A 26,017-nucleotide genomic window follows, 5' to 3' on the forward strand; every position below is an offset into this window, starting at 1 on the left:
AAGGAGGCGTTTTTAACAATGAAAATTGTCGTGACCGGTGGTGGTACAGGTGGCCATATTTATCCCGCGTTAGCATTTATTCAGTATGTAAAAGAAGTACAACCAGACGCCGAATTTTTATATATTGGTGGGACTCGTGGACTTGAAAATAAGATTTTACCGCAAACGGATATCCCGTTTGAGACATTGCAAATTCAAGGATTTAAACGAAGCGTCTCTTTTGAAAATGTGAAAACTGTCTATCTTTTTTTAAAGAGTGTATCAGAAGCAAAAAAACGTTTAAAACAATTTAAACCAGATGTCGTGATTGGAACTGGTGGGTACGTTTCTGGCGCTGTGATGTATGCTGCAGCGAAATTAAAGATTCCAACGATTGTACATGAACAAAATAGCGTGCCGGGAATCACGAATAAGTTTTTAGCACGCTACGTGGATCATATTGGGATATCGTTTCCAGATGCAGCCGCGTATTTCCCTAAAGACAAAACAACCCTTGTTGGAAACCCTCGTGGGCAACAAGTAAGTGGTGTGCATCAATCGACGATTTTATCGAACTACCATTTAGACCCAAATAAAAAAACGGTTTTGATTTTTGGTGGAAGTCAAGGAGCCTTAAAAATCAACCAGGCAGTGATTCAAGCATTACCCGCCTTTGCGACAAAGGATTATCAAATCTTATATGCATCTGGTGAGCGTTATTACAAAGAAATCGAAGAATCGATTGGCATAATGAAAGATGCAGCGAAAAATATTAGCATCCAACCGTACATCGATGAAATGGCAGAGGTTATGGCCAATTGTGATTTGTTAATCGGCCGCGCGGGGGCAACCTCAATCGCTGAATTTACGAGTCTTGGTTTACCAGCTATTTTAATACCTAGTCCGTACGTGACAAATGATCATCAAACCAAAAATGCCTTATGTTTAGTACAAGCAGGTGCAGTGAAAATGATTGCTGACAGTGAATTGACAGAAATCAACTTAGTTGCTACAGTAGATGAGATTATGAACGATCCAGCTGTTCACCAAAAAATGGCAAAAGCTGCAAAAAAACAAGGTATCCCTGATGCGTCGACACGTTTATATGCGCTTGTTCAACAAAGCATTCGATCATAACAGGTAAAAGAGGAGGAGAACGCTATCATATGAAAGACAAAGAAAAAAATTCTTCTTCTACTGAAGAGCATGATGCACTCACGCCTTGGCAAAAGGAGCACTTGTTATACCTTGAATCACAAGGAATTGATCCGGAGATAGCAGAAGAACCAGAAACAGAGATACTTCTAGATAAGATGCTTGATTCTTTTGAAGAGGAAGCTCTTGACGCGTCGAATGAAAAAGATGAAGGAAACAGTCAATCCACCATCGATAAACCATTTTCTTTTTCAGATCATTTGCCGAATTTTAAAGCCTATCGAGATAAAAAATTAAGGAAACGCTTATTGATTCTCGTTGTGACTTTTTTAGTCCCACTACTGGGATCGCTTTATTATATTTCACCGTTAAGTAAAGTCTCGGCGGTCGTTGTGGCAGAACATCCGCTAACGCCTAAGGAAGCCTTAATAGAAAGTTCACAAATTGTTAAAAATGAACGTTTATGGCCGCAGTTTTTTGCTCGACAAAGAATCGCAACAGCCATTGAAAAAGCGAATCCAAGGGTGAAAAAGGCGACGATTACCTTACAACAATGGAATCAACTTCATCTTCACGTAGAAGAATATTCGGAAAGTGCGTATCTCGTTAAAGGCAATGACTATTTGCCAATCTTAGAAAATGGTACAATCTTACAAGAGCCACAAAAAGAAGTAACAAAAGGGCGAGTCATTGTTGAAAATTTTACCGATGAGACGCTTATTTTAGAAACGTTAAAACAATATAAAGAACTACCGGAAGAAATCCAAGATGCGATTTCCCAGATCACTTATGCCCCTTCAAAAAACAATGAGGAATTACTCACCATTTTTATGAACGATGGCAATCAGGTCATTGTTGGGATTTCGAAGCTTGCTGATCATATGAAATATTATTTACAAGTTGCCAAAGAAATGTCGGAAAAAGGTGTGATTGATATGGAAGTGGGGATCTACTCTTATCCTTATCCATCAAATGAGACAGAAAAAGAAGAAAATACCGAGTCTAGTGAAAGTTTTTGATAAAAATTGCGGATATTTTTCGGAACTTCTACCTCACAGCCGCATAAATATGGTAAAATTAGTAACAGTGAATAAAAGAATCATTGAATTGAAATACGAATGCTTTTTATTCGATAGATAAGGAAATGAAGTAGGAGGAATTCCATCCATGGCAAAAACAGGAATGTATGTTGGTCTCGATATTGGGACAACATCTGTTAAAGTAATTGTAGCTGAATATGTAGACAGTCAAATGAACATTATTGGTGTAGGAAATGCAAAATCAGAAGGGATCAATCGTGGGATTGTCGTTGATATCGATAAAACGGTTCAAGCAATTCAGCGAGCAGTTGGTCAAGCAGAAGAAAAAGCAGGAATTAAAATTCGTCAAGTCAGTGTCGGCGTACCGGCAAATCTTTTAGAAGTAGAAGATTGTCAAGGGATGATCGCAGTGAGCGGCGAATCAAAAGAAATTTCCAATGAAGATGTGCGAAACGTGGCTTCTGCAGCACTTGTTCGTTCAGTGCCGCCAGAAAGACAAATTATTTCAATCCAACCCCAAGAGTTTACGGTTGATGGCTTTGAAGGGATTAAAGATCCACGAGGCATGATTGGGGTACGTTTAGAAATGTTTGGTCATGTGTTTACAGGACCGAAAACAATTATTCATAATATTCGCAAATGCGTTGAAAAAGCGGGCTTAGTTGTTGCAGAGATGGTTATCGCACCTCTTGCTTTAACTGAAACGATTTTATCCGATGGCGAAAAAGATTTTGGAACGATTGTCATCGACGTGGGTGGCGGTCAAACGACAACAGCGGTCATGCATGACAAACAATTGAAATTTACGCATGTGAATCAAGAAGGAGGCGAATTTGTCACTAAAGACATTTCGACCGTCTTGAACACGTCGTTCAATAACGCTGAAGCTTTAAAAATCAACTATGGCGATGCGTATCCAGCACGTACTTCTGCTAGTGAGGAATTCCCAGTCGATGTGATTGGTAAATCTGAACCTGTCAAAATTGATGAGCGTTACTTATCAGAAATTATTGAAGCGCGCATGGAACAAATTTTCAATAAATCCAAAGAAGTTTTGGAAGAAATTGATGCCTTAGAATTACCTGGTGGCGTCGTGTTAACAGGTGGTGCGGCAAGTATTCCTGGAATTGTTGATTTAGCACAAGAAATTTTTGGTGTAACCGTTAAATTATACGTGCCAAATCATATGGGGCTTCGTAACCCAGTCTTTACAAACGTGATTAGTATTGTCGATTACTCAGCTAACCTTAACGAAGTTTACCAACTAGCTAAAGGTGCGGTAACAGGTGAAGTAATGCCAACAGAACAATCCGTGGTGTATCAACAAGAAACCAATTATGAAACAACCTATGATGGGCCACAAGAAAGTCCATTAGCACAAGATGAAGAGACAAGTGACGAAGGCTTTGTAAACAAAGTAAAAGGCTTCTTTTCAAATATTTTTGAATAATGAGTTCAGGAGGAAAATAAACGATGGAATTTTCAATTGATAGTAATATCCATGAAGGTGCTGTAATTAAAGTAATCGGTGTCGGTGGTGGTGGCGGAAACGCTGTGAACCGTATGATCGAGGAAAATGTTAAAGGGGTAGAATTTATCGCCGTTAACACAGATGTTCAAGCATTAAAAAATTCAAAGGCTGAAACAGTCATTCAATTAGGCCCTAAATATACACGTGGTTTAGGAGCAGGTTCTCAACCAGAAGTTGGCGAGAAAGCTGCTGAAGAAAGTGAACAATTCATTCGTGAAGCACTTGAAGGCGCAGATATGGTCTTCATTACTGCTGGTATGGGTGGTGGAACAGGTACTGGAGCAGCACCAATCGTTGCTGCAGTAGCAAAAGAATTAGGTGCATTAACAGTCGGTGTCGTGACACGTCCGTTTACATTTGAAGGACCAAAGCGTGGTCGTTTTGCCGCTGAAGGAATTGCAAAATTAAAAGAAAACGTGGATACGTTATTAATCATTTCTAATAATCGATTACTAGAAATCGTCGATAAGAAAACACCAATGTTAGAAGCTTTCCGTGAAGCAGATAATGTGTTACGTCAAGGGGTTCAAGGGATCTCTGATTTAATTACGGCTCCAGGTTACGTGAACTTAGACTTCGCTGACGTGAAAACTGTCATGGAAAACCAAGGGACAGCACTTATGGGAATTGGTGTGGCAAGTGGTGAAGAACGTGTGATCGAAGCAACGAAAAAAGCGATCGCTTCTCCATTATTAGAAACATCCATTGAAGGGGCAGAACAAGTCCTCTTAAACATTACTGGTGGTTTAGATATGACGTTATTTGAAGCGCAAGATGCTTCTGATATTGTTGCAGCAACTGCAGGTGGTGACGTGAATATTATCTTAGGAACTTCGATTAATGAAGAACTAGGAGATGAAATCCGTGTAACGGTGATCGCGACTGGAATTGACCCTACAAAAAAAAAGGAAGTTAGAACAAGTCGTCCCGTGAGAAACACACAAGTCCAATCGACTCCACAACGACCTGTTCTAGACTTAGACCAAGCAAGACCGGTTCAATCAGAAGACGACAATGCCTTTGGGGATTGGGATATTCGCAGAGATCAAAATGTTCGCCAAAAGGTTGAAGACACCCAATTCGAAACAATTGAGAAAAAAGAATTTGATACATTCAACCGTGAAGAAGTAAAATCCAATGACGATGAATTAAGCACACCGCCTTTTTTCCGTCGTAAAAGATAAGGAGGCCAGAGCACATGATTTCTGAAAACTTGCTGGAAGTGAGGCAAGAGATACAGAATTCCTGTGCTCTTGTTTCGCGTAATCCAGAAGAAGTTAATCTTGTTGTCGTCACGAAAAGTGTTGGTACGCAAGAAATGACGACACTCTATCAACTAGGAGAAAGGAATTTCGCGGAGAATCGGGTAGATGTTCTCCTTGAAAAGCAAGAAGCTTTAAAAGCATTCCCGGGAATTCAGTGGCATTTTATTGGGCATTTGCAAAGAAGAAAAGTAAAAAAAGTGATTCATACGATTGATTATTTTCACGCACTTGAAAGTTTAAAGTTAGCGGAGGAAATTCAAAAAAGAGCAACTAAAGTTCTTTCTTGCTTTGTAGAAGTGAATGTTTCTGGTGAAGAAAGTAAACAAGGCGTTTCGCCAGCAGAATTGTTGTCTTTTATTCAAGCGTTACAACCGTTTGATAAAATTAAAGTTGTCGGTTTAATGACAATGGCTCCCTTTGAAGCAGATGAGGTAGAACAACTCGCTATTTTTAATCAATTACGGTCTTTACAAGAAATGATTAACGATTTAGCGTATGATTATGCGCCTTGTACTGATTTAAGTATGGGGATGTCAAATGACTTTTCAGCAGCGATTCAAGCAGGTGCAACGTATGTTCGAGTAGGAAGTGCGTTATTTAAAGAATAAATCAAGGAGGAATATACCATGGCAAAAACAAGTTTTTTGGGCAAAATGGGTAGCTTCTTCGGGTTAGAGGATGATGAAATCTTCGAGGAACAAGCTTTCACGCAACCTCCACGAAGAAGTAAGCCACAAGCAACATCCGTACCGAAACCACAAGCAGGGTCACAAGCAAACGCTGCGGCGACTAATCGGACGTCACAAACGAAAACAACTGTTAATCCGGGGGCGTCAGCGTCGGCGAGGAGCCAAGTCAATCGTCCATCGACTACGGGACATAAACCTTCAAAACCTGAGAAAAAAGTCGTTTCGATGCAGTCCGAACGATCAACCACTCGCAGTCAAAATCAGGCCAATGATTCTTCTAATACGATTATGGTCTTAGAGCCTAGAAGTTATTCTGAGGCGATGACCATCGCCAAGCAAATCATGAGCGGGAAATCGGTAATCGTTAATTTTCACTTAATGCAAGAACCACAAGCACGTCGAATTGTTGATTTTTTAACCGGAACTGTATATGCTGAAGATGGCGATATTAAACGTGTCTCAAACGAAATGTTTTTATGTACGCCGAAATCAGTCGAAATTGAAGGGGCAGCGAAGTCACTCATGCAAAATGACATGTTTGACTTAAACGAAATGTCGCTTTAAAGGAGGAAGGACTTATTATTTCTATTTTAATTACGCTCATTGGAATTCTAAGTAGAGCTATTGAAATTTATACCGTATTACTGGTTGTATATGCGCTACTCTCTTGGTTTCCAGGGGGCTATCAATCTGGATTTGGCCGCATTTTAAGTAAAATATGCGAACCCTATTTAGGATTGTTTGATCATTTAAATCTATCTTTTGGACCAGTGAACTTCAATATTGCTTTTGCGATTATTGTGCTTCAATTGGCTTCACAAGCGATTGTTTTATTACTTCAACGATTGATTCAAGTATTATTATAAAACAAGCGTAACAAACTGAAAGGAAGGAGTATGATTCGATGAATACCAATGTCTATCAACATTTTCGCCACGATGAGCATCCTTTTATTGATTTGGTGGGGGATTGGCTTGAGCAAGTCGCTTTTCAATACGCTCCTTATCTAACGGATTTTCTAGATCCTAGACAAGCATACATCGTAGAAACATTGGTCGCACAAGAATCGGATTTGAAATTTCAGTTTTTCGGAGGATATGAAGCCGCTGAAAGACGCCGGTGTATGATTTATCCAGAGTACTATGAAGCGACGAGAGATGATTTCGGAATCTCATTATTTGAAATCAACTATCCAAAGAAATTCACAAATTTGAGTCATGGAAAAGTGTTAGGGACATTGATTGGTTCAGGGGTAAAACGCGAAATGTTTGGGGATATCATTTCAGACGGGGAGAATTGGCAAGTATTCGTAGCGGATGAAGTGTCCTCCTTTGTGCAATTACAAGTCACTAAAATGGGAAATGTGGCTGTTCGTTTAGAACCCAAAAATTATACGCAATTGTTACTACCTAAAGATGGTTGGACGCAAGAGAAAGAAACGGTTTCTTCTTTACGATTGGATACAGTTATTTCAACTGTCTTTAATATTTCTCGTCAACGTTCAAAACAATTGATTGAAAGTGGAAAAATTAAGGTCAATTGGGTTGAAAGTGAGCGTCCAGATTTTATGCTTGATCTCTTAGATATTGTTTCGATTCGCGGCTTTGGACGACTACAAATTCAAAGTATCGAAGGCAAAACAAAAAAAGAAAAAATCAAGTTAACTTTAGGTGTCCTAAGAAAATAAAACTCAGAGGTGAAGAAAATGGCATTAACTCCATTAGATATTCAAAATAAAAGTTTTCCAGTAAAAATGCGTGGTTACGAGAAAGATGAAGTCGATGATTTTCTCGATTTAATCGTTCGTGATTATGAAGATGCGGTCCAAAAAAACCGTGAATTAGAAAAAGCTCTAAAACATGCAGAAGAAAAATTAGAATACTTCAATGAATTAAAAGATGCGCTTAACCAATCGATTATTGTCGCGCAAGATACGGCCGATAAAGTGAAAACAAGTGCAAGTAAAGAATCTGAAGTTATCGTGACTTCGGCACAAAATAAAGCGGATGAAATGGTTGCGAAAGCAGAAAAACGTGCGCATCAATTAATGACAACTGCGGAAGAAAAAGCCAAAGAGATCTTAACTGAAGCGACAAATAATGCGCGCCAACTAGCCGTTGAAACGAACGACCTGAAGAAAAAAACACGTGTCTTCCATAGTAACATGCTCTTAATGTTACAATCGCAATTAGAAATGGTCAAAACACCCGAGTGGGAAGAGATTTTAGCACCATTTTCAAGTTACGTGCAAGAAAGTCATCAAGTGATTCGTGAAGTATTATCAAAAGAACTTGACAGCGAAAATGTTTCTGAAGTAAACTCAAGTGAAGCATTCGAAACAGCAGACGGTTTTTCAGTCGTGGAAGCATCTGAAAAAGTGGTTCATGTGTCAGATTCAGAAGTAGAATAAAAAAAGTAATAGAACAGAAAAATCAATGATTATTTTTTTAGCGAGTCGGTGAGAGTGAAAGTCCGATAAACCCTGACATTGATTAGATCCTCTATTGATACTTTGATTTTGAAATGAGTAAAAATCAACGTTTAATCTCGTTATCGATTACAAAGGAAAATGATTCGTCATTTTTAAACTTTGGGTGGTACCGCGATACGTTCGTCCCTTTTTATGAGGGGAGGAACGTTTTTTTTGTACAAAATTAAAGGAGAGAACTAAAAATGAAAATGAAAGAAACGTTACATTTAGGAAAAACATCTTTTCCAATGCGCGGCAATTTACCGACGCGTGAAATCGAGTGGCAAAAAGAATGGGAAGAAAAAGAGCTTTATCGCTTACGTCAAGAATTAAATGCAGGCAAACCAAGCTTTGTTTTACATGATGGACCACCGTTTGCCAATGGGAATATTCACTTAGGACACTCCTTGAACAAAATTAGTAAAGATATTATTGTGCGTTCAAAATCAATGTCAGGCTTTCGTGCACCGTACGTTCCGGGCTGGGATACACATGGACTACCAATTGAACAAGTGTTAACCAATAAAGGAATTAAACGCAAAGAAATGTCGATGGCGGAGTACCGTCAAAAATGTTATGACTACGCAATGACACAAGTTGATGCGCAAAGAGAAGACTTTAAACGTTTAGGTGTGTCAGGCGATTGGGATAATCCTTATATTACGTTAACACCTGATTTTGAAGCAGCTGAAATTCGTGTGTTCGGTAAGATGGCAGAAAAAGGCTATATTTATAAAGGATTAAAACCGATTTACTGGTCACCATCGAGTGAATCCTCTTTAGCAGAAGCTGAAATTGAATATAAAGACGTGAAGTCTGCATCGATTTATGTAGCCTTTCAAGTGAAAGATGGTAAAGGATTATTAAGCGAAGACACGGCTTTTGTCATCTGGACAACAACACCTTGGACTTTACCAGCAAATATGGGGATTTCTGTCAATCCAGATTATGTGTATTTAGAAATTAAAGCAGACGGACGTCAATTTGTCGTGGCTAAAGATTTACTTGAAACGGTTAAAGAAGCAATCGGCTGGCAAGAAATCGAAATTTTACAAGAGCTAGCAGGGGATCAGTTAGATAAAATGACTGCTCAGCATCCATTTTATGATCGAGAATCATTAGTGATGCTAGGCGATCATGTCACACTTGAGGCTGGGACAGGCTTAGTTCATACAGCTCCTGGACACGGGGAAGATGACTACATTGTGAGTCGTCGTTACGGATTAGAAGTTCTTTCACCAGTTGACGGGCGTGGCTGTTTCACCGAAGAAGCACCAATGTTTGAAGGGGTCTTCTATGACAAAGCCAATCCAATGATTACCGAATTATTAGCGGAAAAAAATGCATTATTAAAACTAGACTTCTTTACACATAGTTACCCGCATGATTGGCGGACGAAAAAACCGGTTATCTTCCGTGCGACACCACAATGGTTTGCATCGATTGATAAATTCCGCCAAAATATGTTAGATGAAGTTGAAAATGTTGATTGGCTATTACCTTGGGGCAAAACACGTATCTACAACATGATTCGTGACCGTGGTGATTGGGTTATTTCAAGACAAAGAGCCTGGGGCGTTCCACTACCTGTTTTCTATGCAGAAAATGGCGAACCAATTATTACACCAGAAACAATTGAACATGTGGCACAGTTATTCGAAGAACACGGATCGAATATTTGGTTCCAAAAAGAAGCGAAAGATTTATTACCAGAAGGCTTTACGCATCCAGCGTCACCAAATGGCGAATTCACGAAAGAAACGGACATTATGGATGTGTGGTTTGACTCAGGCTCTTCACATGAAGCCGTGTTGCGTCAACGAGAAGAATTGACGTTCCCAGCTGACATGTACTTAGAAGGGTCTGACCAGTACCGTGGTTGGTTTAACTCTAGTTTAACAACGAGTGTCGCGATCAATGGTGTGGCACCGTATAAAGCTGTCTTATCACAAGGATTTGTATTAGACGGTGAAGGACGCAAAATGAGTAAATCAATCGGGAATACGATATTGCCAGATAAAGTGATTAAACAAATGGGTGCCGATATTTTACGTCTTTGGGTTAGCAGTGTGGATTATGAAGCAGATGTTCGTGTGTCAATGGATATTTTGAATCAAGTATCCGAAGTGTATCGTAAAATCCGTAATACCATGCGTTTCTTATTAGCAAATACGGAAGACTTCAATCCAAGTACGGATCGTGTAGCCTACGAAGATTTACGTTCCGTTGATAAATATATGACGATTCGTTTAAATCAAACAATCAAAGAAATTCGTGAAGAAGGATATGAGAAATATAATTTCTTACAAATTTATCGCACGGTTATGAACTACTTAACGATTGATTTATCCGCCTTTTATTTAGATTTTGCGAAAGATGTGGTGTATATTGAAGCGCAAAATGATTACCAACGTCGCTGTATGCAAACCGTCTTTTATGACGTTGCAGTCGCTTTATCAAAATTATTAACACCAATCATTCCGCATACGGCAGAAGAAATCTGGTCACATTTGAAAGAAGAAGAAGCTTATGTTCAATTAGCAGAATTCCCTTCTTATCAAGATTTTGCGAACCAAGAGGAACTTTTAGATACGTGGTCAGCCTTTTTAGACTTCAGAGACAAGGTCTTAAAAGCACTTGAAACAGCTCGTAATGAAAAACTAATTGGTAAATCATTAGAGGCAAAAGTGACGATTTATCCAAATGAACAAATTCATACTCTTTTAACGGCTGTGAATGCTAATATTCCACAATTATTAATTGTGTCACCTGATTCCTTTGAAATCATGGGAGCGCACGTAGCAGCGCCAGCATCTGCCGTTCAATTTGAAGATGTTGCCATTTTAGTCGAAAAAGCAGAAGGTGAAACGTGTGATCGTTGCCGTCAAGTGAAAAAAGATGTTGGTACCGATACGAATTTACCAACGCTTTGTTCACATTGCGCGCAAATTGTTACCAAAGAGTATCCAGAAGCAGTCGCTGAAGGTTTTGAAGCGTAAGAATTCCATAGCAACTGTTTAGAAAATGTCGTTTTAACAAGAGATTTTGATCAAGTAGTGTACTTTGCTACTTGATCTTTTTTTATTTACTTTCTACAGCTTCCAGCGTTACTAGACGCTTGTTTTATCTAACAGTCGAAGGAGAGACGAAAAAGAGGCTGCGACAAAAGTCACAGCCTCTTACGTGTCATATACACGTTTGATGGATATGTGGGGGATAACAGTCGGCTCTTTCGAAAAACTTCACGATATTCGAACAATTGAAGAACGAATGTTGTGAAGTTTTTCAGAGTGAAACGACTTTTGTCAGACCTCCGCACTCAATGAATTAAAGTAAGTTGCGATCACGGTACCATTGATCGGGTGTCCAAATCCATTTAAAGCCATCTTTTTTAAGTAACTCAAATGCCGCATCTGGTCCCATTGAACCCGCTGGATAATTTGGGAATTCCGGTGTGTTTTCATCCCAAGTTTGACGAATAACATCGACAATACGCCATGATTGAGCCACTTCATGCCAATGAGTGAAATTGGTGCCATCACCATTTAACGCGTCGAGTAATAATTTTTCGTAAGCTTCCGGTGTATTTTCCATCGTTTCGGTACTGTTACGGTAAGCCATTTGAATTGGTAACATGTCGAAGGAAGGGCCAACTTCTTTGCCGTTTAAGGATAAAGAGAAGCCTTCTGTTGGTTGAATGTAAATCGTTAGGATGTTTGGTTCCAACGTCGGTTGTTCGCACGTTTTTCCAACTTCTGATTTAAATAAGTTAATCGGTACTTGTTTAAAGACAATGTTGATTCGGGTCCCTTTTTCAGTGAGGCGTTTTCCGGTACGAACATAAAATGGTACGCCTGACCAACGGAAGTTATCAATCGTAAACTTACCAGCGACGAATGTCTCCGTATCTGATTCTTCGTCAACACCCGGTTCTTGGCGATAGCCGGTATATGTTTCTTGATTTAAGAGACCAGTATCGTATTGTCCGCGAACAAAGTTTTCTTTGACTTCTTCTGGGGTATAAATACGAACGGCTTCAAGAGCTTTGATTTTCTCTGCTCGAATTTCTTTTTCCGAAAAAGCAACTGGTGGCTCCATTGCGAGTAATGATAACACTTGTAAAATATGGTTTTGAACCATATCTTTTAAAGCGCCACTCTTATCGTAGTAACCACCACGGTCTTCAACACCTAAGTTTTCAGCAATCGTGATTTGGATATTGTCAATGTAGCGGTTATTCCACATAGATTCAAAAATATTATTAGCAAAACGAATGGCAGAAATATTTTGAATCATTTCTTTGCCTAAGTAGTGATCGATGCGGTAAATTTCATTTTCAGAAAAGACACTTGTGATTTCATCGTTTAATTTATTCGCCGTTTCAAAATCAGTTCCAAATGGTTTTTCGATAATCACACGATGGTAACCATCCGATGAAAGCATGCCTTGTGATTCGAGATGGGAAACAATCGTTCCAAAGAAGTTCGGTGACATCGCTAAGTAAAAGAGCAAATTGCCTTCTAACTGGTATTGTTCATCGAGCTTATTAGCGAGTATTTTTAACGTGTCATAGTGATGGGTATCATTGACATCATGTGCTTGATAATAAAAATGAGAAGCAAATTCAACTGCTTCTTGTTCAGTTGGATTCAAGTAAGCGATGGTTTCTTTTACGATGTCACGATAGGTTTCATCGGTCCAGGGACGACGAGCTGTACCAATCACCGCAAAGGATTCCGCTAGACTTCCTGTACGGTACAAACGAAATAAAGATGGATAAAGTTTTCTTTGTGCTAAATCACCCGTAGCACCAAAAATCGTAAATAAGACTTTCTTTTGATTCATTTCATTCACTCCTCTTATAATAAATCAACAAAAATGGAATTGGCGGCTTTATAGCTCACCACCACGGTTTTCTCCCCATTCGTCAGGGTAATCGGACCTTCGTAAGGTGAAATATCAATAATTTCATATTCTTCTTGTAAATGCAAATCAATCATCACAAGATAGTCTAATAATTCGCGCTCATCAATCACACGAGCGATGCGAATTTTCGAATGAACCGCATAGGAGCAAAGAAGTTCTCTTTTTTGTTCATAAACGAATTGATTTTCTTTCGGAATCATCCCACCGTGAGGGCAGGTTTTTGGAGAATCTAAATATTGTTCTAAGCGTGTGGCTAAAGTATTGGATGTGATATGTTCTAAGACCTCTGCTTCATCATGTACATCATTCCATGAATAACCTAAATGCTCAACGAGAAAGACTTCCCATAAGCGATGTTTACGAATAAGGGAACTTGCTAACGATAAACCTTTGGGCGTTAGTTGTACACCTTTGTAGGGAATGTGATCAATGAGTTCTTCTTTAACGAGCTTTGTAATCATTTCACTGACAGAGGCAGCAGAAATATTTAATCCAATCACAATCTGTTTATTACTAATTTGTTGCACATCTCCACCAAGTTCTAAGATTAATTTTAAATAGTCCTCGCGATTTGGTGTCATCTATTTTCATCCCTTCTATATATGAAGTAAATTCTATCAAAAAAACGATTGCTTTACTACATAAAAGAAAAAAAAGTCAGAAAAGCGGGCGTTTTTTAGGTAATAAGCTAAAAAGAGGGTGTGACAGTGATGAATGTCACACCTCTTACTTTTTATTAAGCGAAAATCTCGTTACGCCCAATCACCATTGCGGAAAACAGGTACTTTTGTGCCATCTGCTCGAATTCCGTCAATATCCATTTCAGCAGATCCAATCATAAAGTCGACATGAGTATGACTACGATTTAAGCCAGCAGCTGCTAACTCTTCTTCTGTCATTTCGGTGCCACCTTGTAAATTGAAAGCATAAGCTGAACCAAAAGCTAAATGGTTTGAAGCATTTTCATCAAATAATGTATTGAAGAAAGTAATACCTGATTGTGAAATTGGCGAAGGATCTGGAACAAGAGCGACTTCCCCAAGACGACGTGCGCCTTCGTCAGTGTCGAGCAATGTTGCCAAAACTTCTTGTCCTTCTTCGGCAGAAAAATCAACGACTTTTCCATCTTTAAAAGTGAATTTCATTCCAGAAATAATACTGCCAGCATAGCTTAATGGTTTTGTACTTGAAACATAACCATCAACGCGATTAGCATCGGGAGCTGAGAAAACTTCTTCGGTCGGCATATTCGCATTAAATTTCTCACCACGGGCATTTAAACTACCAACGCCTTCCCAAACATGATTTTTTGGTAATCCAACCATCAAATCAGTACCAGGTGCAGTGTAATGAAGCGCTACAAATTGTTCTTTATTCAGTTCTTCCGCTTTCCCTTGTAAAGTATCCGTATGTTCTTTCCAAGCAGCTACGGGATCTTCTGTATAAATTCTAGTAGTCTTGAAAATTTGTTCCCATAAAGCGTCAAGAGCTGCTTCAGGTGCTAAATCTGGAAAGACTTTATTTGCCCATTCTTGTCCAGCAGCAGCAACCACTGTCCAAGATACTTTATTCGCTTGTGTTGCTTTACGTAAGTTTGCTAATGCTTTTCCAGCAGCTTTTTGATATGCTGCAATTCGTGTAGAATCGACACCAGCAAGTGCGCCTGGATCAGAGGAAACGACACTGATACGACTCGCACCTTTTTCAATCCAGTCATCGGATTCATCAATGCGGTATTGCGGAATGTTTTCGAGACGTTCTTGCTCGGCATGTAGTAAGAATTCTTTTTGAATGAAAGAGTCATTCCATTTAACAATGACTTCTGCTGCCCCTAATTCATAGGCTTTTTTCGTAATTAAGCGCGCAAGTTCTATTTGTTGAACATCAATTTGTAAAATAACGGTATGTGACTTTTGCACATTTACGCCAATTGCGACGATTAGCTCTGCATATTTTTCTAAGTTTTCATTGAAGTTTTTTAGGACCATTTTATCTTCCTCCTCATTAAAAGTTGTTTGAATATTAATTATAGCATTATTTACGTTTGATGATAGTCATCTTGTTGATTTATTTTTTCAAAAAACAAAGATAATTTATAGAAAAATTAAAAAAGGGCTTCTTAGCAAAGCGATAAATTACTCTTTTTATAAAAAAAATGCTAAAATAAAACAAAGAGTTGAAAATCATTAGGAGGAGAATGAGGAAAATGGCAAGAAGAAAAACGATTACTAGAGACCAAATTTTAACTGCTGCTCATCAAGTGATATCGGAAAAGGGATTTTCTCATTTTACCGCCCGAAATATTGCGACTCAAATGAACTGTTCGACGCAACCGATTTATTTGGAATTTAAAAACATGAATGATTTAAAAGAAGAATTGTTTAATGTGATGGCAGATCAATTTTCAGATGACTTTTTGAAAGAGTCTGAGATGAAAGATCCTTTTACCGAATTAGGACTGCGATTCATTTTGTTCGCTAAAAAAAACCAGCAACTTTATCAATCGTTATATATCGAAGATGTTGAAGGGGCTCAGAAAATGCAAGCGGCATTTAAAAAGGTATTTTTCACTTTGTTAGAAAAAGCGGGAGAAGCGATCAATGAGACGAAAGAGTCTTTTTTCCTAGCATACTTTATTTATGTTTCAGGGCTAGCCGCGATGGAAAATGAGAAAATATTGTCTTTTGAGATGGAAGACTTAAGAACAATGCTAACGACTTTTTTAAAATCTGTGCGCGAAGGTAAAAATGCCGGTGCTACCTTATTTACATTAGGAAATTTTGCTTAAACGTAAAAAGCCAAGACAAGAGATATTCGCTTCTTGTCTTGGCTTTTTTTTATCCGTTGAGACTTTCTACTAGCTCTTTGGCGAAAGCTTCTAAGTTCTGGATATCTTCTTCTTCGGCAGCTAAATCAACTTTAACGCTGCTAGCACCTTTTTTAGCACCCGTTTTTAAGAAACTTTCTTCGAAATCATCGATGGCTTTACAGTAGAAATCATAAAAAGTATCGCCTGATCCACAGACTCCAAAAATTTTCCCGCTTAAGTCTAACTCACCTAAATCATCATAAAAATCCATAATTTCATCCGGTAACTGCCCCTCGTCATACGTGTAAGTGGCTACGATACAAAGGTCTGCGTCTTCAAAGTCACTGGCATCTACTTGCGTGCATTCATTTATTTCCACTTCAAGTCCTAAGTTCTCTAAGGCTTCCGCAACAATATCGGCAATTTCTTCAGTATTGCCTGTCATACTTGCATAAACAATTTTGGCTAAAGTCATGATTATCCCCCTACTATAAATAAAATCTATCTTCGTCATTATAGCAAAAGAACGAATGATTGGAAACTATCGAATGAAAGAAGAAGGAGATTTGGAAAAGAAGCGCAAACTATGGTAGAATAGACAAGATTTAAAGGAGAGGATCGTAAACAATGATAACATTAAAATCAAAACGTGAAATTGAGAAAATGGCTGAATCTGGAGCGCTTTTAGCAAGTGTTCATCAGGCACTTCGTAGCTTTATTCAACCAGGCATTACCAGTTGGGATATTGAAGAATTTGTTCGTGACTTTATCGAAAGTCATGGTGGTGTAGCGGCGCAAATCGGCTATGAAGGCTATAAGTATGCGACGTGTTGTAGTATTAATGACGAAATTTGTCATGGATTTCCGCGTCGGAAAGTCTTAAAACAAGGCGATTTAATTAAAGTGGATATGTGTGTCGATTTAAACGGCGCCATTTCGGATTCTTGTTGGGCGTATGCGGTTGGTGAGCCAACGCCTGAAGTTGCTCGTTTAATGGAAGTAACAAAGAAAGCTCTCTATTTAGGAATTGAGCAAGCCAAAGTGGGAAATCGGATAGGTGATATTGGTCATGCCATTCAGACTTATGCCGAAAAAGAAGGCTATGGTGTGGTACGTGATTTCATTGGCCATGGAATTGGACCAACGATTCATGAGAGTCCAGCGGTTCCGCATTATGGTGAGGCTGGCAAAGGTCTGCGCTTAAAAGAAGGAATGGTTATTACAATTGAACCCATGATCAACACGGGAACTTGGAAGATGAAAATGGATCCAAATGGTTGGACATCCTATACACTAGATGGCGGCATTAGCTGTCAATACGAGCACAGTATTGCGATTACAAACGAGGGTCCAATCTTGTTAACGTCTCAAGGAGAAGAGGGAACTTACTAAAGATATCGGCTGAAGTAGTTGATAGAGGAGGAGATGAATATGCGGAACTTTTTTAAAAAGCAAAAAGTGAAACGATTTATCAACACGGTGAGAAGACGCGTGAAAGAATCACAAATGACGCAAAGTTCGATTGTGATTGCGTATTATTTGCTTTTATCGTTATTTCCACTACTAATTGCAGTTGGGAACTTATTACCTTTTTTAAATATTGACCCTAATACGGTTTTACCTTACTTGCAGGAGTTTATTCCGGAAACCATCTATGAATTTTTAGAACCTGCAATCGGAGATTTATTGACACAAGGTTCGGGAGGATTGTTGTCATTATCGGCAATCCTGACAATTTGGACAGCGAGTGCTAGTATGAATGCCATTCAAATTGCCTTAAATAAGGCTTATGGTGTTTCGAGTCGGGGGAATTTTATCGTTGTACGCGCCGTTTCCGTCATTGCCATGATTATTTTGCTATTTGCGATTGTTGGTGTCACATTAGTCGTTGGATTCGGGAAATATATTTTAGAACAAATTCAACCAATCTTTTTATTCCCAGACACGATTATTTCAACCTTCCAAACCTTAAAATGGCCACTTACCTTGCTGATTTTAATGGCCTTAATGGTCGTTATTTACGGTTTTATTCCAAATGTTCGTCTTCGGGCACGTTCAATTTTCCCTGGCGCAGTGTTTGCTACGGTTGGGTGGATGATTTTGTCCCAAGCCTTTGGAATTTACGCGAAATATTTTACAACGAGAATTAGTGGGTATCAAATTATTGGAAGTTTCATCGTTCTGATGCTGTGGTTGAATTTTGCCTCTATGATTATCATTCTAGGCGGTATTATTAATGCGGTAACGGAAGAGTTTATTGCCGGAAAAGTAGAAGAACGGGCAGATCCAATTAATTTCTTGCAAAAACACATGAAAGATAACTAGAAGAATTCGTAAGAAAGTGAGAAAAAAAGATGGGATTTACCTTTCAATTTATTATTCGATTATTTTTAACGATGTTATTGTCAGCCATTTTAACCCCACTGATTAAACTGTTAGCCTTTAAAATTGGGGCCGTGGATGCGCCAGGAGAACGAAGAATTAATCAAAAAACGATGCCGACAGCAGGTGGATTAGCGATTTTTCTTTCCTTTTCTTTGCTTGCTTTGTGGGAATTTTCTTCTGTTTTAGGTTTTTCCAACCTTAGTTTCGTGCTATTGGGTGCGTTGATTGTGGTTGTGACTGGTTTAATCGATGATATCAAGGAATTAAATCCGCGCCAAAAAACACTTGGCATTACATTGGCTTCTTTGGTCATCTATTTTTGGGCAGACATTGGCTTTCATACATTTTCGATTCCCTTTATTGGTGTTGTAGAAATCGGTTGGCTGAGTTTACCGATGACAATTATTTGGATTTTAGCGATTACCAATGCGGTGAACTTGATTGATGGCCTGGATGGGCTAGCAGCAGGCATCTCAATCATTGCCCTGATTACAATGGGATTAATTAGTTATTTCTTTATTCCTGGAAATGGTGTTGTGCTAGCCATTTTAATTTTCTCGCTTATTGCTGCAATTGTCGGTTTTTATCCGTACAATTTTTATCCAGCTACGATTTATTTAGGAGATACGGGAGCATTGTTTTTAGGTTTCATGATTGCCATTTTTTCTTTGCAAGGATTAAAAAATGCGACGTTTATTTCTGTCATGACGCCGATGTTTATTTTGGGTGTCCCGATTACAGATACCGTCTATGCCATGATTCGTCGCTTTTTTAATAAGCAATCGATTTCTTCACCTGACAAAATGCATCTCCATCATCGCTTATTGTCTTTAGGATTCACGCATCGTGGAGCGGTTTTAACCATTTATGCGATGGCTTTAGTCTTTTCTTTTATTGCTTTATTGATGAATTACGCGAGTACGTGGGCGACCGTTTTATTAGTCTTATCGACTTTAATTGGGATGGAATTGTTCATTGAGTTGATTGGCTTAGTGGGAGAAAATCGCCAGCCATTAATGAAAGGATTAAAATTTATCGGGAACCGCAAATATCGACAAGAAATTCTCGAAAAACGCAAAAAATAAAAACGTCGCTTGCGATTGTTTTTATTTTTTTGGATAAAAAAGGTGTTGAAAAGGTCGCTATGCTCCGAGTCACTGGAAGTTTAGTATGACAGTTGATGATAATTGGCAAATCGTTAGAAAATGAATAAAAAAAGCTTATTTCTAAGTATTTCTAATATAAAAAAAGGATGGCTATCGACTCTAAAAGTGGTAAAATCAAACAGTATGAATCTTGAAAGGAAGTCGTAAAATGAAAAAAATCTTTTTTAGTTTAAGTGCATTGTTATTGATGACACTTAGCGCATGTAGTAACAGTGAAACAAACAATGCATCAACTGATGTAACGAGTGAGCAAGGAGAACAATTGGTTCCTTTGAAAATTGGTGTGATGCCGTCAATGGATAATATTCCCCTAATCGTGGCACACGAGCAAGGATTTGATCAAAAACATGGCGTCGATTTGCAAATTGAAGCATTTAAATCAGGAAAAGATCGCGATGCGGCTTTTCAAGCTGGAGCCGTTGATGGGATTAATGCGGACTTAGTTGGAATTGCGATGTATTTACAAGGTGGTATGGATATCAAAATCACCAGTGCAACCCAAGGACAATTTGATTTAATTGCGTCTTCTGAAGTGCAAGATATTACCGACTTAAAAGGCCAGCAAATTGCAGTTCTTAAAAATCAAGGACCAGAATTTGCTGCAGAAGAGTTTATCAAACAAGCAGGATTATCTGCAAGCGATGTGTCAATGGTCGATGTTCCTCAAGTCCCAAGTCGTGTTGAATTATTAACAAATGATCAAGCAGGAGCAGCCATTTTACCAGAACCGTTCGTGACCATGACGACAGCCCAAGGGATGACGAATCTAGGGTCAACGCTTGATTTAGACATTAACTTATTTGCATTGACGTTTACTCAAGAAGTAATTGAGGAAAAAGAAGCAGCGATTCAAGGAATGTATGAGGCGTACAATGATGCAGTAAAATGGATGGCAGCCAACGATCAATCGGCTTATATTCAATTATTTATTGATGAAATTGGTTTTCCCGAGAGCCTGAAAGAAAATATCCAAATTCCAGAATACCAAGAAGCGTTCCAAACAAAAGAATCAGATATTCAACGTGCTTTCGATTGGGCGATGGAAAAAGGCTTACTGGAAAAAGAAATCGATCCGAAAGATGTTTTAAGCAATGTCTATTTTAAATAATCTCTACCAAGTGAAAAATGTCTCCCATCAAATCAACAATCAGACTATTTTAAAAGATATTAATTTAACGATGGAAGATGGGAAGATTTACAGTATTATTGGCCCTTCTGGAGCCGGGAAAACGACGTTGTTACAATTGCTTAGCGGCTTACAAACCGTACAATCAGGTGAATGCTTGTTCAAAGGTCAGACGATGGAGGATGTCGTTGTCGCACTAGTACCCCAAGATTACGGGTTACTTCCTTGGCAAACGGTCAGACAAGCAGTGACAGCCGGCGCAAAACTTAGTCAAAAGAAAAAGCTGACTCAGGCTGAGCAAGAAGATATTACCACGTTGCTTGAACAAATGAATCTCCTTGAACATCAAGAAAAATATCCGAATCAATTAAGTGGGGGGCAAAAACAACGAGTGGCGATTGCCAGAGGATTTGCCACACAAGGTTCCTTACTTCTAATGGATGAACCTTTTTCCGCGCTCGATGCGTTCACGCGCGAAAAAGCCCAAGCTTTGTTTTTAACTCGGTGGCAAGTGTACCAGCCGTTGACGGTGTTTGTAACGCATGATATTGAAGAAGCTATCCTAATCGCAGACGAAATCATTGTGTTATCGGCAAATCCGGGAGAAGTCAAAAAAATTATTCCTTCGCCATTCAAAGATAAAACAAGATTAGCTGAAAATCGGCAATCCATGGCGCTCTTTGAAATGATCCTTTTACTCAGAAAGGAGATTGAGGCATGAACCGTGAATGGAGCAAACGTGTAATCGGTGCTAGCGGAGCGATTTTTCTATTTGTGGGCGTTTGGTGGCTCGCTTCTTTGATTTTACAAAAAACATTACTGCCATCGCCGTGGACCGTCTTTGTGAATATTCCATCTCTGTTTCAAAAAGAGATGGGACTACATATCCAAGTTAGTGGCTATCGCATTTTTTTAGGGATGCTTTATGCGCTCAGTGGAGGCTTTATTTTAGGATTATTAATGGGCTCATTACCAAAATGGCGTTATTTCTTTGATCCTCTGATATATTTGACTTATCCGATTCCGAAAATGGCACTGTTACCAATTGTCATGCTTTTAGGTGGACTTGGGGATTCGTCAAAAATTATGATGATTGTTTTGATTGTCTTACCGCAAGTCGCGATTTCGGTGCGAGATGCTGTTCGTCAGATTCCAGAGAATAATTATGATGTCTATCGCGCGTTGAAAGCGAACAAGTGGCAGCAATTTTGTCAAATTACGTTACCAGCAACTTTACCAGGTGTACTGAGTGGTGCGCGTATCTCTTTGGGGACGGCTATTTCGATTTTATTTTTCACTGAAAATTATGGGACACAGTACGGTATGGGTTATTTCATTATGGATTCCTGGACCAGAATGGATTATCCTGCGATGTACGGAGGGATCTTGATTTTGAGTAGCTTTGGCTTAGTGTTATTTTTACTCTTGGATCTCCTATCCTTTTGGTTATGTAAGTGGCAAAGAGACTAGATGACAGGTTTAAAAAGTAGAAGGAGTGTTCATACTCTTTCTGCTTTTTTATTTTTTCCTATGAGAAATCACGTCATAAATCAAAAAATCTAATTGACGCATGGGTTAGTGATTGACTATACTGATATTTGTAAGGCTTTACATGAAAAGGAGAGTTGAAATAATGGTAAAAATAACAGTAGAAACAAGGGAAAAAGTCGGAACGATTTATACAATGACAAATGAAAATGGGGTTCAATTATCTGCGATTGCGCATGGGGCGCGTTTGTATGAGTGCCTAATTCCTGTTGATGGCACAAAGCGCGATATCGTAGTGGGATATGAATCACTCGAAGATCATCAGCGTACGCGGTATTATGGGGCAACGATTGGACCGATTGCCGGCCGAATTGCGCAAGCACATTTTGAACTTGAAGGGAAAACGTATCACACTGAGCCCAATGAAAAAGGAAATACCCTACATGGTGGCTCCCATAGTTTTGATACAAAGGAATGGGCAGCGACTCCTTTTCAAACAGAAGAAGAAGCCGGTGTTGCCTTTTCTTATGAAACGGTGGATGGTGAAGGTGGATTTCCTGGAAATATCAAAGTGACAGTTACCTATGCGTTGAATGAAGAAAATGCCTTTCGAATTACTTATGAAGCGACAAGTGATCAAGCGACGATTTTAAATCTAACAAATCACGGATATTTTAATTTAACAGGAGAAGCGTCCCAAGCAATCGACGAACACTATTTGATGGTCGATGCTGATTATGTTGCAGAAACACAAGAAGACACGACTACTACAGGTGAAAAAATTGCCGTTACTGAAACCGTTTTTGATTTTACAAATGAAAAACAAATCGGCGAGACCTTCCTTGATACACCATTTATCTTAAATCATGGACTGGAAGAAGATTTACGTTTAGTGAGTCCAGATCGTAAAGTGACGCTCGCAGTGAAAACCACGGAGCCAGGCATCGTGCTATACACGACGGGAGCAGGCGAAGCTGGTGAAGTGATGAAGACAGGAACACTCGTTCATCATGGAAGTATCGCCATTGAAGCCCAAGGCATTCCAGGAACAGAGAAATATCCGCAATTTGGTAGTTTCATAGTGGATGCAGCGACGCCTTATCATGCGGAAACCGTTTATCACCTGACTTTTTAAAATAATCAAAGCGTGGCTGATAAAACTCATTTTGCTCTGAGAAACGGGCGAGACATTCGAACAACTGGCTCTTTCAATTGCTCGAATGTCGTGCATTTTTCGAAAGAACAGATTTTTGTTACCAGTCGAGCCATCAGATATTCGTTAAAACAAGGGCCTTTGACTTTTGTCACAGGTTCTTTTTTTAGAGTAAGCCCCTTAATTTTGACAAAGAAAGATTACAAGTGTAAATTGATAGTATTGAATCATTAAGGAGTCGAGAACGGATGACCAAGGAAGAGACCATGAAAATTAGCGAGGCAGAATGGGAAGTTATGCGTGTTGTTTGGACGTTAGGTGAAGTGGATGCGCAAACGATTAGTGAAACACTCAGTCACCGTATGCAGTGGAAGTTGGCCACCATTAAAACACTTTTAGGTCGGCTTGTAAAAAAAGAAGCACTACGAACCCAGCAAGTGGGGAAAAAATTTCTTTATTCGGCTAATGTCAGTGAAGAAGAGACGTTTCGGAGTGCGCAAGTAGAATTATTTTCACATCTTTGTGCTAGGAGAGTCGGAGAACAATTGAATCAGATGATTGAAGAAGTGCCATTAACGCAAGCGGATATTGATCAGATTCGGCAAACGTTAGATAAAAAAATCGCCACCAATATTATTCCATGCGACTGTTTACCGGGGCAATGTCACTGTCATCATGCTGCTGAGTCACTCGAGTAAGGGACTAATTTTCTTTCAATTTATAGAATTTGCAGGCGAGAAAACCCACTATTTTAATGGTGGGATGATAGCCCGTAGACGTACTGTAAGAATGTAGAGAAACTTGCATTAAGAGGCAATACAAACACTCGTATTGTCCAATGAAGAAACTGAATTGCTGGGAACTCGTAAAGCTAACGAAACGACAACGTAGGGATATCAAACCCAAGCGTGAACGTGGTAAAAACAGAAAAAATTCGTTAGATGGCATAAGCTTAAATCCTAAGTGTTCACATAATCGAACATCAGCAGCCAAGCCTAGAAATAGGAAGGTTCAACGACTATTCCTCTTGAGGGAAGTACACACAAGCATGTGGAAGTGGTTTCGCCTTAACAAGTAAAGTTGAAGGATAAGATATAGTCTGTGCTTGCATGAAAGTGTAAGAAGTTCATCAGAGAACTGCATGGGAAGTCGCGAACCTGTGTGAACAAACTCCACATGATAAAGTCAAAAAAATTTCACTATTTGTGTATAATGATATTTAATTAGTACACTTTTTGGTGTATAATAAACTCATGGATAACGAATATAGACATTCTAAAACAACTGTATCGTTACTCAACTATCATTTTGTTTTTTGTCCTAGATATCGTCGGAAAATATTTGTCAATTCCGAAGTAGACGCTAGTTTTAAATCTCTTGTTCATTCAATCTGTAAAGAAAATGAATGGGAAATCATGGCTATAGAGACAGATAAAGATCATTGTCATCTTTTTGTAAATGTTCAACCTACCTATTCACCAGCGGATATCATGAAGGTGATTAAGGTAAGAACATCTAGAGAATTAAGACAATCATTTGAACATTTAAGTAAAATGCCAAGTGTTTGGACACGATCTTACTTTGTTTCAACAGCAGGGAATATTTCTAGTGAAACAATTAAACGATATGTAGAAAGTCAAAGGACAAGATATTGAGTTTACGTTAAGGAGGTGTACAGAAATGAAAAAAGCCCATAAAATCAGAATCTACCCTAATTCAAGGCAGGAAATTCAATTTCAAAAAACCTTTGGTTGTGTTCGGTTCTACTGGAATTTTTTACTTGACCAACGGATTACGAATTACAAGATGAAAAAAGAAAATCCTGAATATATTGAAAACAAACTGACCTATGCTGGACTGAAAAAGCAAGAAGAATTTTCTTGGTTAAAAGAAGTTGAAGCACAACCTCTAAGCCAAGTAAATATGGATTTGAATAAAGCGTACAAAAATACGTTCAACTCTAAATTCGGATTTCCTAAATTCAAGAGTAAAAAATATTCAAAGAAATCCTATCGAACTGCCGTAGGCATGAAAGTCAACGGACGATACTTCTATGTTTCTAAAGTTGGTTGGGTCAAGATGGCAGAAGAATTGCGTTTCAAAGGGAAATTAATGAACGTGACGATCAGTCAAACTAAATCAGGGAAATATTTTGCGACATTCTTAGTTGATGCTGAGAATTTCCAACAAGAACCCGTAGCTAATAACATTGGATTAGATTTGGGCTTAACTCATTTCTGTATCACATCCGCAGGAGAAAAAATCGATAATAACCGATTCTATCGCTCTCTTGAACAACGGTTAATACGCGAACAACGAAAACTTTCCAAGCGTTTGGAAGTTGCGAAAAAACACAATCGAAAATTAGATGAGTGTCGCAACTACCAAAAACAAAAAGTAAAAGTTGCGCGTATCCATGAGAAAATTGCCAACCAACGTACTGATTTTTTACATAAACTATCTTCACGACTTACTGATGAGAACCAAATCATTTGTATTGAAGATTTGAATGTAAAAGGGTTGGTTAAAAATCATAAATTAGCGAAGTCAATTTCAGATGTATCTTGGAGTGAATTCGTTCGACAATTAGACTATAAATGTGAATGGAAAGGTCGTACTTTAGTTAAAGTTGACCGATTTTTCCCAAGTTCACAACTTTGTTCTTCTTGTGGTCATAATGACGGCAAAAAAGAGCTAAATATTCGTGAATGGGTATGTTCAAATTGTGGAACAATTCATGACAGAGATATTAATGCAAGCATAAATATTAAAACCGAAGGACTTTCGGGGATAGCTTAGTCAATTTGCGTCCGTTAGGGCGTACTACCTAAGAAT

At 38.7% G+C, this 26,017-nt stretch carries 25 protein-coding genes; 21 read left to right on the forward strand and 4 right to left on the reverse strand.

Annotated features, from left to right (window positions below; all coding sequences use genetic code 11):
- Window positions 1-18 precede the first annotated feature (18 nt).
- The 10 genes from murG to ileS all read left to right on the forward strand — a co-directional run bounded on the left by murG (window position 19) and on the right by ileS (window position 11,128).
- Window positions 19-1,116 carry an undecaprenyldiphospho-muramoylpentapeptide beta-N-acetylglucosaminyltransferase gene (gene murG, locus IGI68_RS08135; protein ID WP_438732152.1) on the forward strand — a complete coding sequence of 366 codons (1,098 nt, stop codon included), beginning with the start codon at window positions 19-21 and terminating at the stop codon, window positions 1,114-1,116.
- 29 nt (window positions 1,117-1,145) lie between these two features.
- Window positions 1,146-2,153 carry a cell division protein FtsQ/DivIB gene (locus tag IGI68_RS08140; protein WP_438732154.1) on the forward strand — a complete coding sequence of 336 codons (1,008 nt, stop codon included), beginning with the start codon at window positions 1,146-1,148 and terminating at the stop codon, window positions 2,151-2,153.
- A gap of 148 nt (window positions 2,154-2,301) precedes the next feature.
- Window positions 2,302-3,624 carry a cell division protein FtsA gene (ftsA, locus tag IGI68_RS08145; RefSeq protein ID WP_438732156.1) on the forward strand — a complete coding sequence of 441 codons (1,323 nt, stop codon included), beginning with the start codon at window positions 2,302-2,304 and terminating at the stop codon, window positions 3,622-3,624.
- Window positions 3,625-3,647: 23 nt separating this feature from the next.
- A complete protein-coding gene (gene ftsZ, locus IGI68_RS08150; RefSeq protein ID WP_071874970.1) occupies window positions 3,648-4,889 on the forward strand; it encodes a cell division protein FtsZ in 1,242 nt (413 codons plus the stop codon).
- A 14-nt stretch (window positions 4,890-4,903) separates the two neighbouring features.
- Window positions 4,904-5,578 (forward strand): YggS family pyridoxal phosphate-dependent enzyme, encoded by a 675-nt coding sequence (locus IGI68_RS08155; RefSeq protein WP_438732159.1) that lies wholly within the window; start codon window positions 4,904-4,906, stop codon window positions 5,576-5,578.
- 18 nt (window positions 5,579-5,596) lie between these two features.
- Window positions 5,597-6,223 (forward strand): cell division protein SepF, encoded by a 627-nt coding sequence (locus tag IGI68_RS08160; RefSeq protein ID WP_438732161.1) that lies wholly within the window; start codon window positions 5,597-5,599, stop codon window positions 6,221-6,223.
- Between the two features lie 38 nt (window positions 6,224-6,261).
- Window positions 6,262-6,525, forward strand: coding sequence for a YggT family protein (locus tag IGI68_RS08165; protein ID WP_071874967.1), 264 nt, complete (start codon window positions 6,262-6,264; stop codon window positions 6,523-6,525).
- Window positions 6,526-6,563: 38 nt separating this feature from the next.
- Complete coding sequence (locus IGI68_RS08170; RefSeq protein WP_071874966.1) at window positions 6,564-7,346, forward strand: RNA-binding protein; 783 nt, start codon at window positions 6,564-6,566, stop codon at window positions 7,344-7,346.
- A gap of 18 nt (window positions 7,347-7,364) precedes the next feature.
- Window positions 7,365-8,069 (forward strand): DivIVA domain-containing protein, encoded by a 705-nt coding sequence (locus IGI68_RS08175; RefSeq protein ID WP_071874965.1) that lies wholly within the window; start codon window positions 7,365-7,367, stop codon window positions 8,067-8,069.
- A 263-nt stretch (window positions 8,070-8,332) separates the two neighbouring features.
- The gene (gene ileS / locus IGI68_RS08180; RefSeq protein WP_438732163.1) at window positions 8,333-11,128 is read left to right on the forward strand and encodes an isoleucine--tRNA ligase; all 2,796 of its coding nucleotides are present in this window, start codon (window positions 8,333-8,335) and stop codon (window positions 11,126-11,128) included.
- Window positions 11,129-11,456: 328 nt separating this feature from the next.
- On the opposite strand, the gene zwf is transcribed toward ileS, so the two are convergent.
- The 3 genes from zwf to IGI68_RS08195 all read right to left on the reverse strand — a co-directional run bounded on the left by zwf (window position 11,457) and on the right by IGI68_RS08195 (window position 15,043).
- Window positions 11,457-12,974 carry a glucose-6-phosphate dehydrogenase gene (gene zwf / locus IGI68_RS08185; protein ID WP_438732165.1) on the reverse strand — a complete coding sequence of 506 codons (1,518 nt, stop codon included), beginning with the start codon at window positions 12,972-12,974 and terminating at the stop codon, window positions 11,457-11,459.
- Window positions 12,975-12,988: 14 nt separating this feature from the next.
- The gene (locus tag IGI68_RS08190) at window positions 12,989-13,636 is read right to left on the reverse strand and encodes a metal-dependent transcriptional regulator (RefSeq protein ID WP_071874962.1); all 648 of its coding nucleotides are present in this window, start codon (window positions 13,634-13,636) and stop codon (window positions 12,989-12,991) included.
- Window positions 13,637-13,807: 171 nt separating this feature from the next.
- Window positions 13,808-15,043 carry an aminopeptidase gene (locus IGI68_RS08195; RefSeq protein WP_273231660.1) on the reverse strand — a complete coding sequence of 412 codons (1,236 nt, stop codon included), beginning with the start codon at window positions 15,041-15,043 and terminating at the stop codon, window positions 13,808-13,810.
- A gap of 218 nt (window positions 15,044-15,261) precedes the next feature.
- Between IGI68_RS08195 and IGI68_RS08200 the strand changes: the two genes are divergently transcribed.
- Window positions 15,262-15,843 (forward strand): TetR/AcrR family transcriptional regulator, encoded by a 582-nt coding sequence (locus tag IGI68_RS08200; RefSeq protein ID WP_273231658.1) that lies wholly within the window; start codon window positions 15,262-15,264, stop codon window positions 15,841-15,843.
- 49 nt (window positions 15,844-15,892) lie between these two features.
- Here the strand turns inward: IGI68_RS08200 and IGI68_RS08205 are convergent, their stop codons facing one another.
- Window positions 15,893-16,339 (reverse strand): flavodoxin, encoded by a 447-nt coding sequence (locus IGI68_RS08205; RefSeq protein ID WP_438732168.1) that lies wholly within the window; start codon window positions 16,337-16,339, stop codon window positions 15,893-15,895.
- Window positions 16,340-16,491: 152 nt separating this feature from the next.
- Between IGI68_RS08205 and map the strand changes: the two genes are divergently transcribed.
- The 10 genes from map (at window position 16,492) to tnpB (ending at window position 25,981) form a co-directional block, all read left to right on the forward strand.
- A complete protein-coding gene (gene map, locus IGI68_RS08210; RefSeq protein ID WP_438732170.1) occupies window positions 16,492-17,256 on the forward strand; it encodes a type I methionyl aminopeptidase in 765 nt (254 codons plus the stop codon).
- A gap of 33 nt (window positions 17,257-17,289) precedes the next feature.
- A complete protein-coding gene (locus IGI68_RS08215) occupies window positions 17,290-18,189 on the forward strand; it encodes a YihY/virulence factor BrkB family protein (protein ID WP_438732172.1) in 900 nt (299 codons plus the stop codon).
- A 29-nt stretch (window positions 18,190-18,218) separates the two neighbouring features.
- Window positions 18,219-19,334 (forward strand): glycosyltransferase family 4 protein, encoded by a 1,116-nt coding sequence (locus tag IGI68_RS08220; RefSeq protein ID WP_438732174.1) that lies wholly within the window; start codon window positions 18,219-18,221, stop codon window positions 19,332-19,334.
- Window positions 19,335-19,563: 229 nt separating this feature from the next.
- Complete coding sequence (locus IGI68_RS08225; RefSeq protein ID WP_273230232.1) at window positions 19,564-20,523, forward strand: ABC transporter substrate-binding protein; 960 nt, start codon at window positions 19,564-19,566, stop codon at window positions 20,521-20,523.
- Complete coding sequence (locus tag IGI68_RS08230) at window positions 20,507-21,262, forward strand: ABC transporter ATP-binding protein (protein WP_071874954.1); 756 nt, start codon at window positions 20,507-20,509, stop codon at window positions 21,260-21,262. The genes IGI68_RS08225 and IGI68_RS08230 overlap by 17 nt, the downstream gene beginning before the upstream one ends.
- Complete coding sequence (locus tag IGI68_RS08235; protein ID WP_071874953.1) at window positions 21,259-22,011, forward strand: ABC transporter permease; 753 nt, start codon at window positions 21,259-21,261, stop codon at window positions 22,009-22,011. Before IGI68_RS08230 ends, IGI68_RS08235 begins: the two co-directional genes overlap by 4 nt.
- A 163-nt stretch (window positions 22,012-22,174) precedes the next feature.
- Window positions 22,175-23,164 (forward strand): aldose epimerase family protein, encoded by a 990-nt coding sequence (locus IGI68_RS08240; RefSeq protein WP_438732177.1) that lies wholly within the window; start codon window positions 22,175-22,177, stop codon window positions 23,162-23,164.
- A 266-nt stretch (window positions 23,165-23,430) separates the two neighbouring features.
- Entirely contained in the window at window positions 23,431-23,880 is a 450-nt protein-coding gene (locus IGI68_RS08245; protein ID WP_071874951.1) for a CopY/TcrY family copper transport repressor, read from the forward strand.
- Between the two features lie 555 nt (window positions 23,881-24,435).
- The gene (gene tnpA / locus IGI68_RS08250) at window positions 24,436-24,837 is read left to right on the forward strand and encodes an IS200/IS605 family transposase (protein WP_438732179.1); all 402 of its coding nucleotides are present in this window, start codon (window positions 24,436-24,438) and stop codon (window positions 24,835-24,837) included.
- 25 nt (window positions 24,838-24,862) lie between these two features.
- Window positions 24,863-25,981, forward strand: coding sequence for an IS200/IS605 family element RNA-guided endonuclease TnpB (tnpB, locus tag IGI68_RS08255; protein WP_438732181.1), 1,119 nt, complete (start codon window positions 24,863-24,865; stop codon window positions 25,979-25,981).
- The last annotated feature ends 36 nt before the right edge of the window (window positions 25,982-26,017 follow it).

This window comes from Enterococcus sp. DIV1314a (genome assembly GCF_051713805.1).
Taxonomy (GTDB): domain Bacteria; phylum Bacillota; class Bacilli; order Lactobacillales; family Enterococcaceae; genus Enterococcus_I; species Enterococcus_I aquimarinus.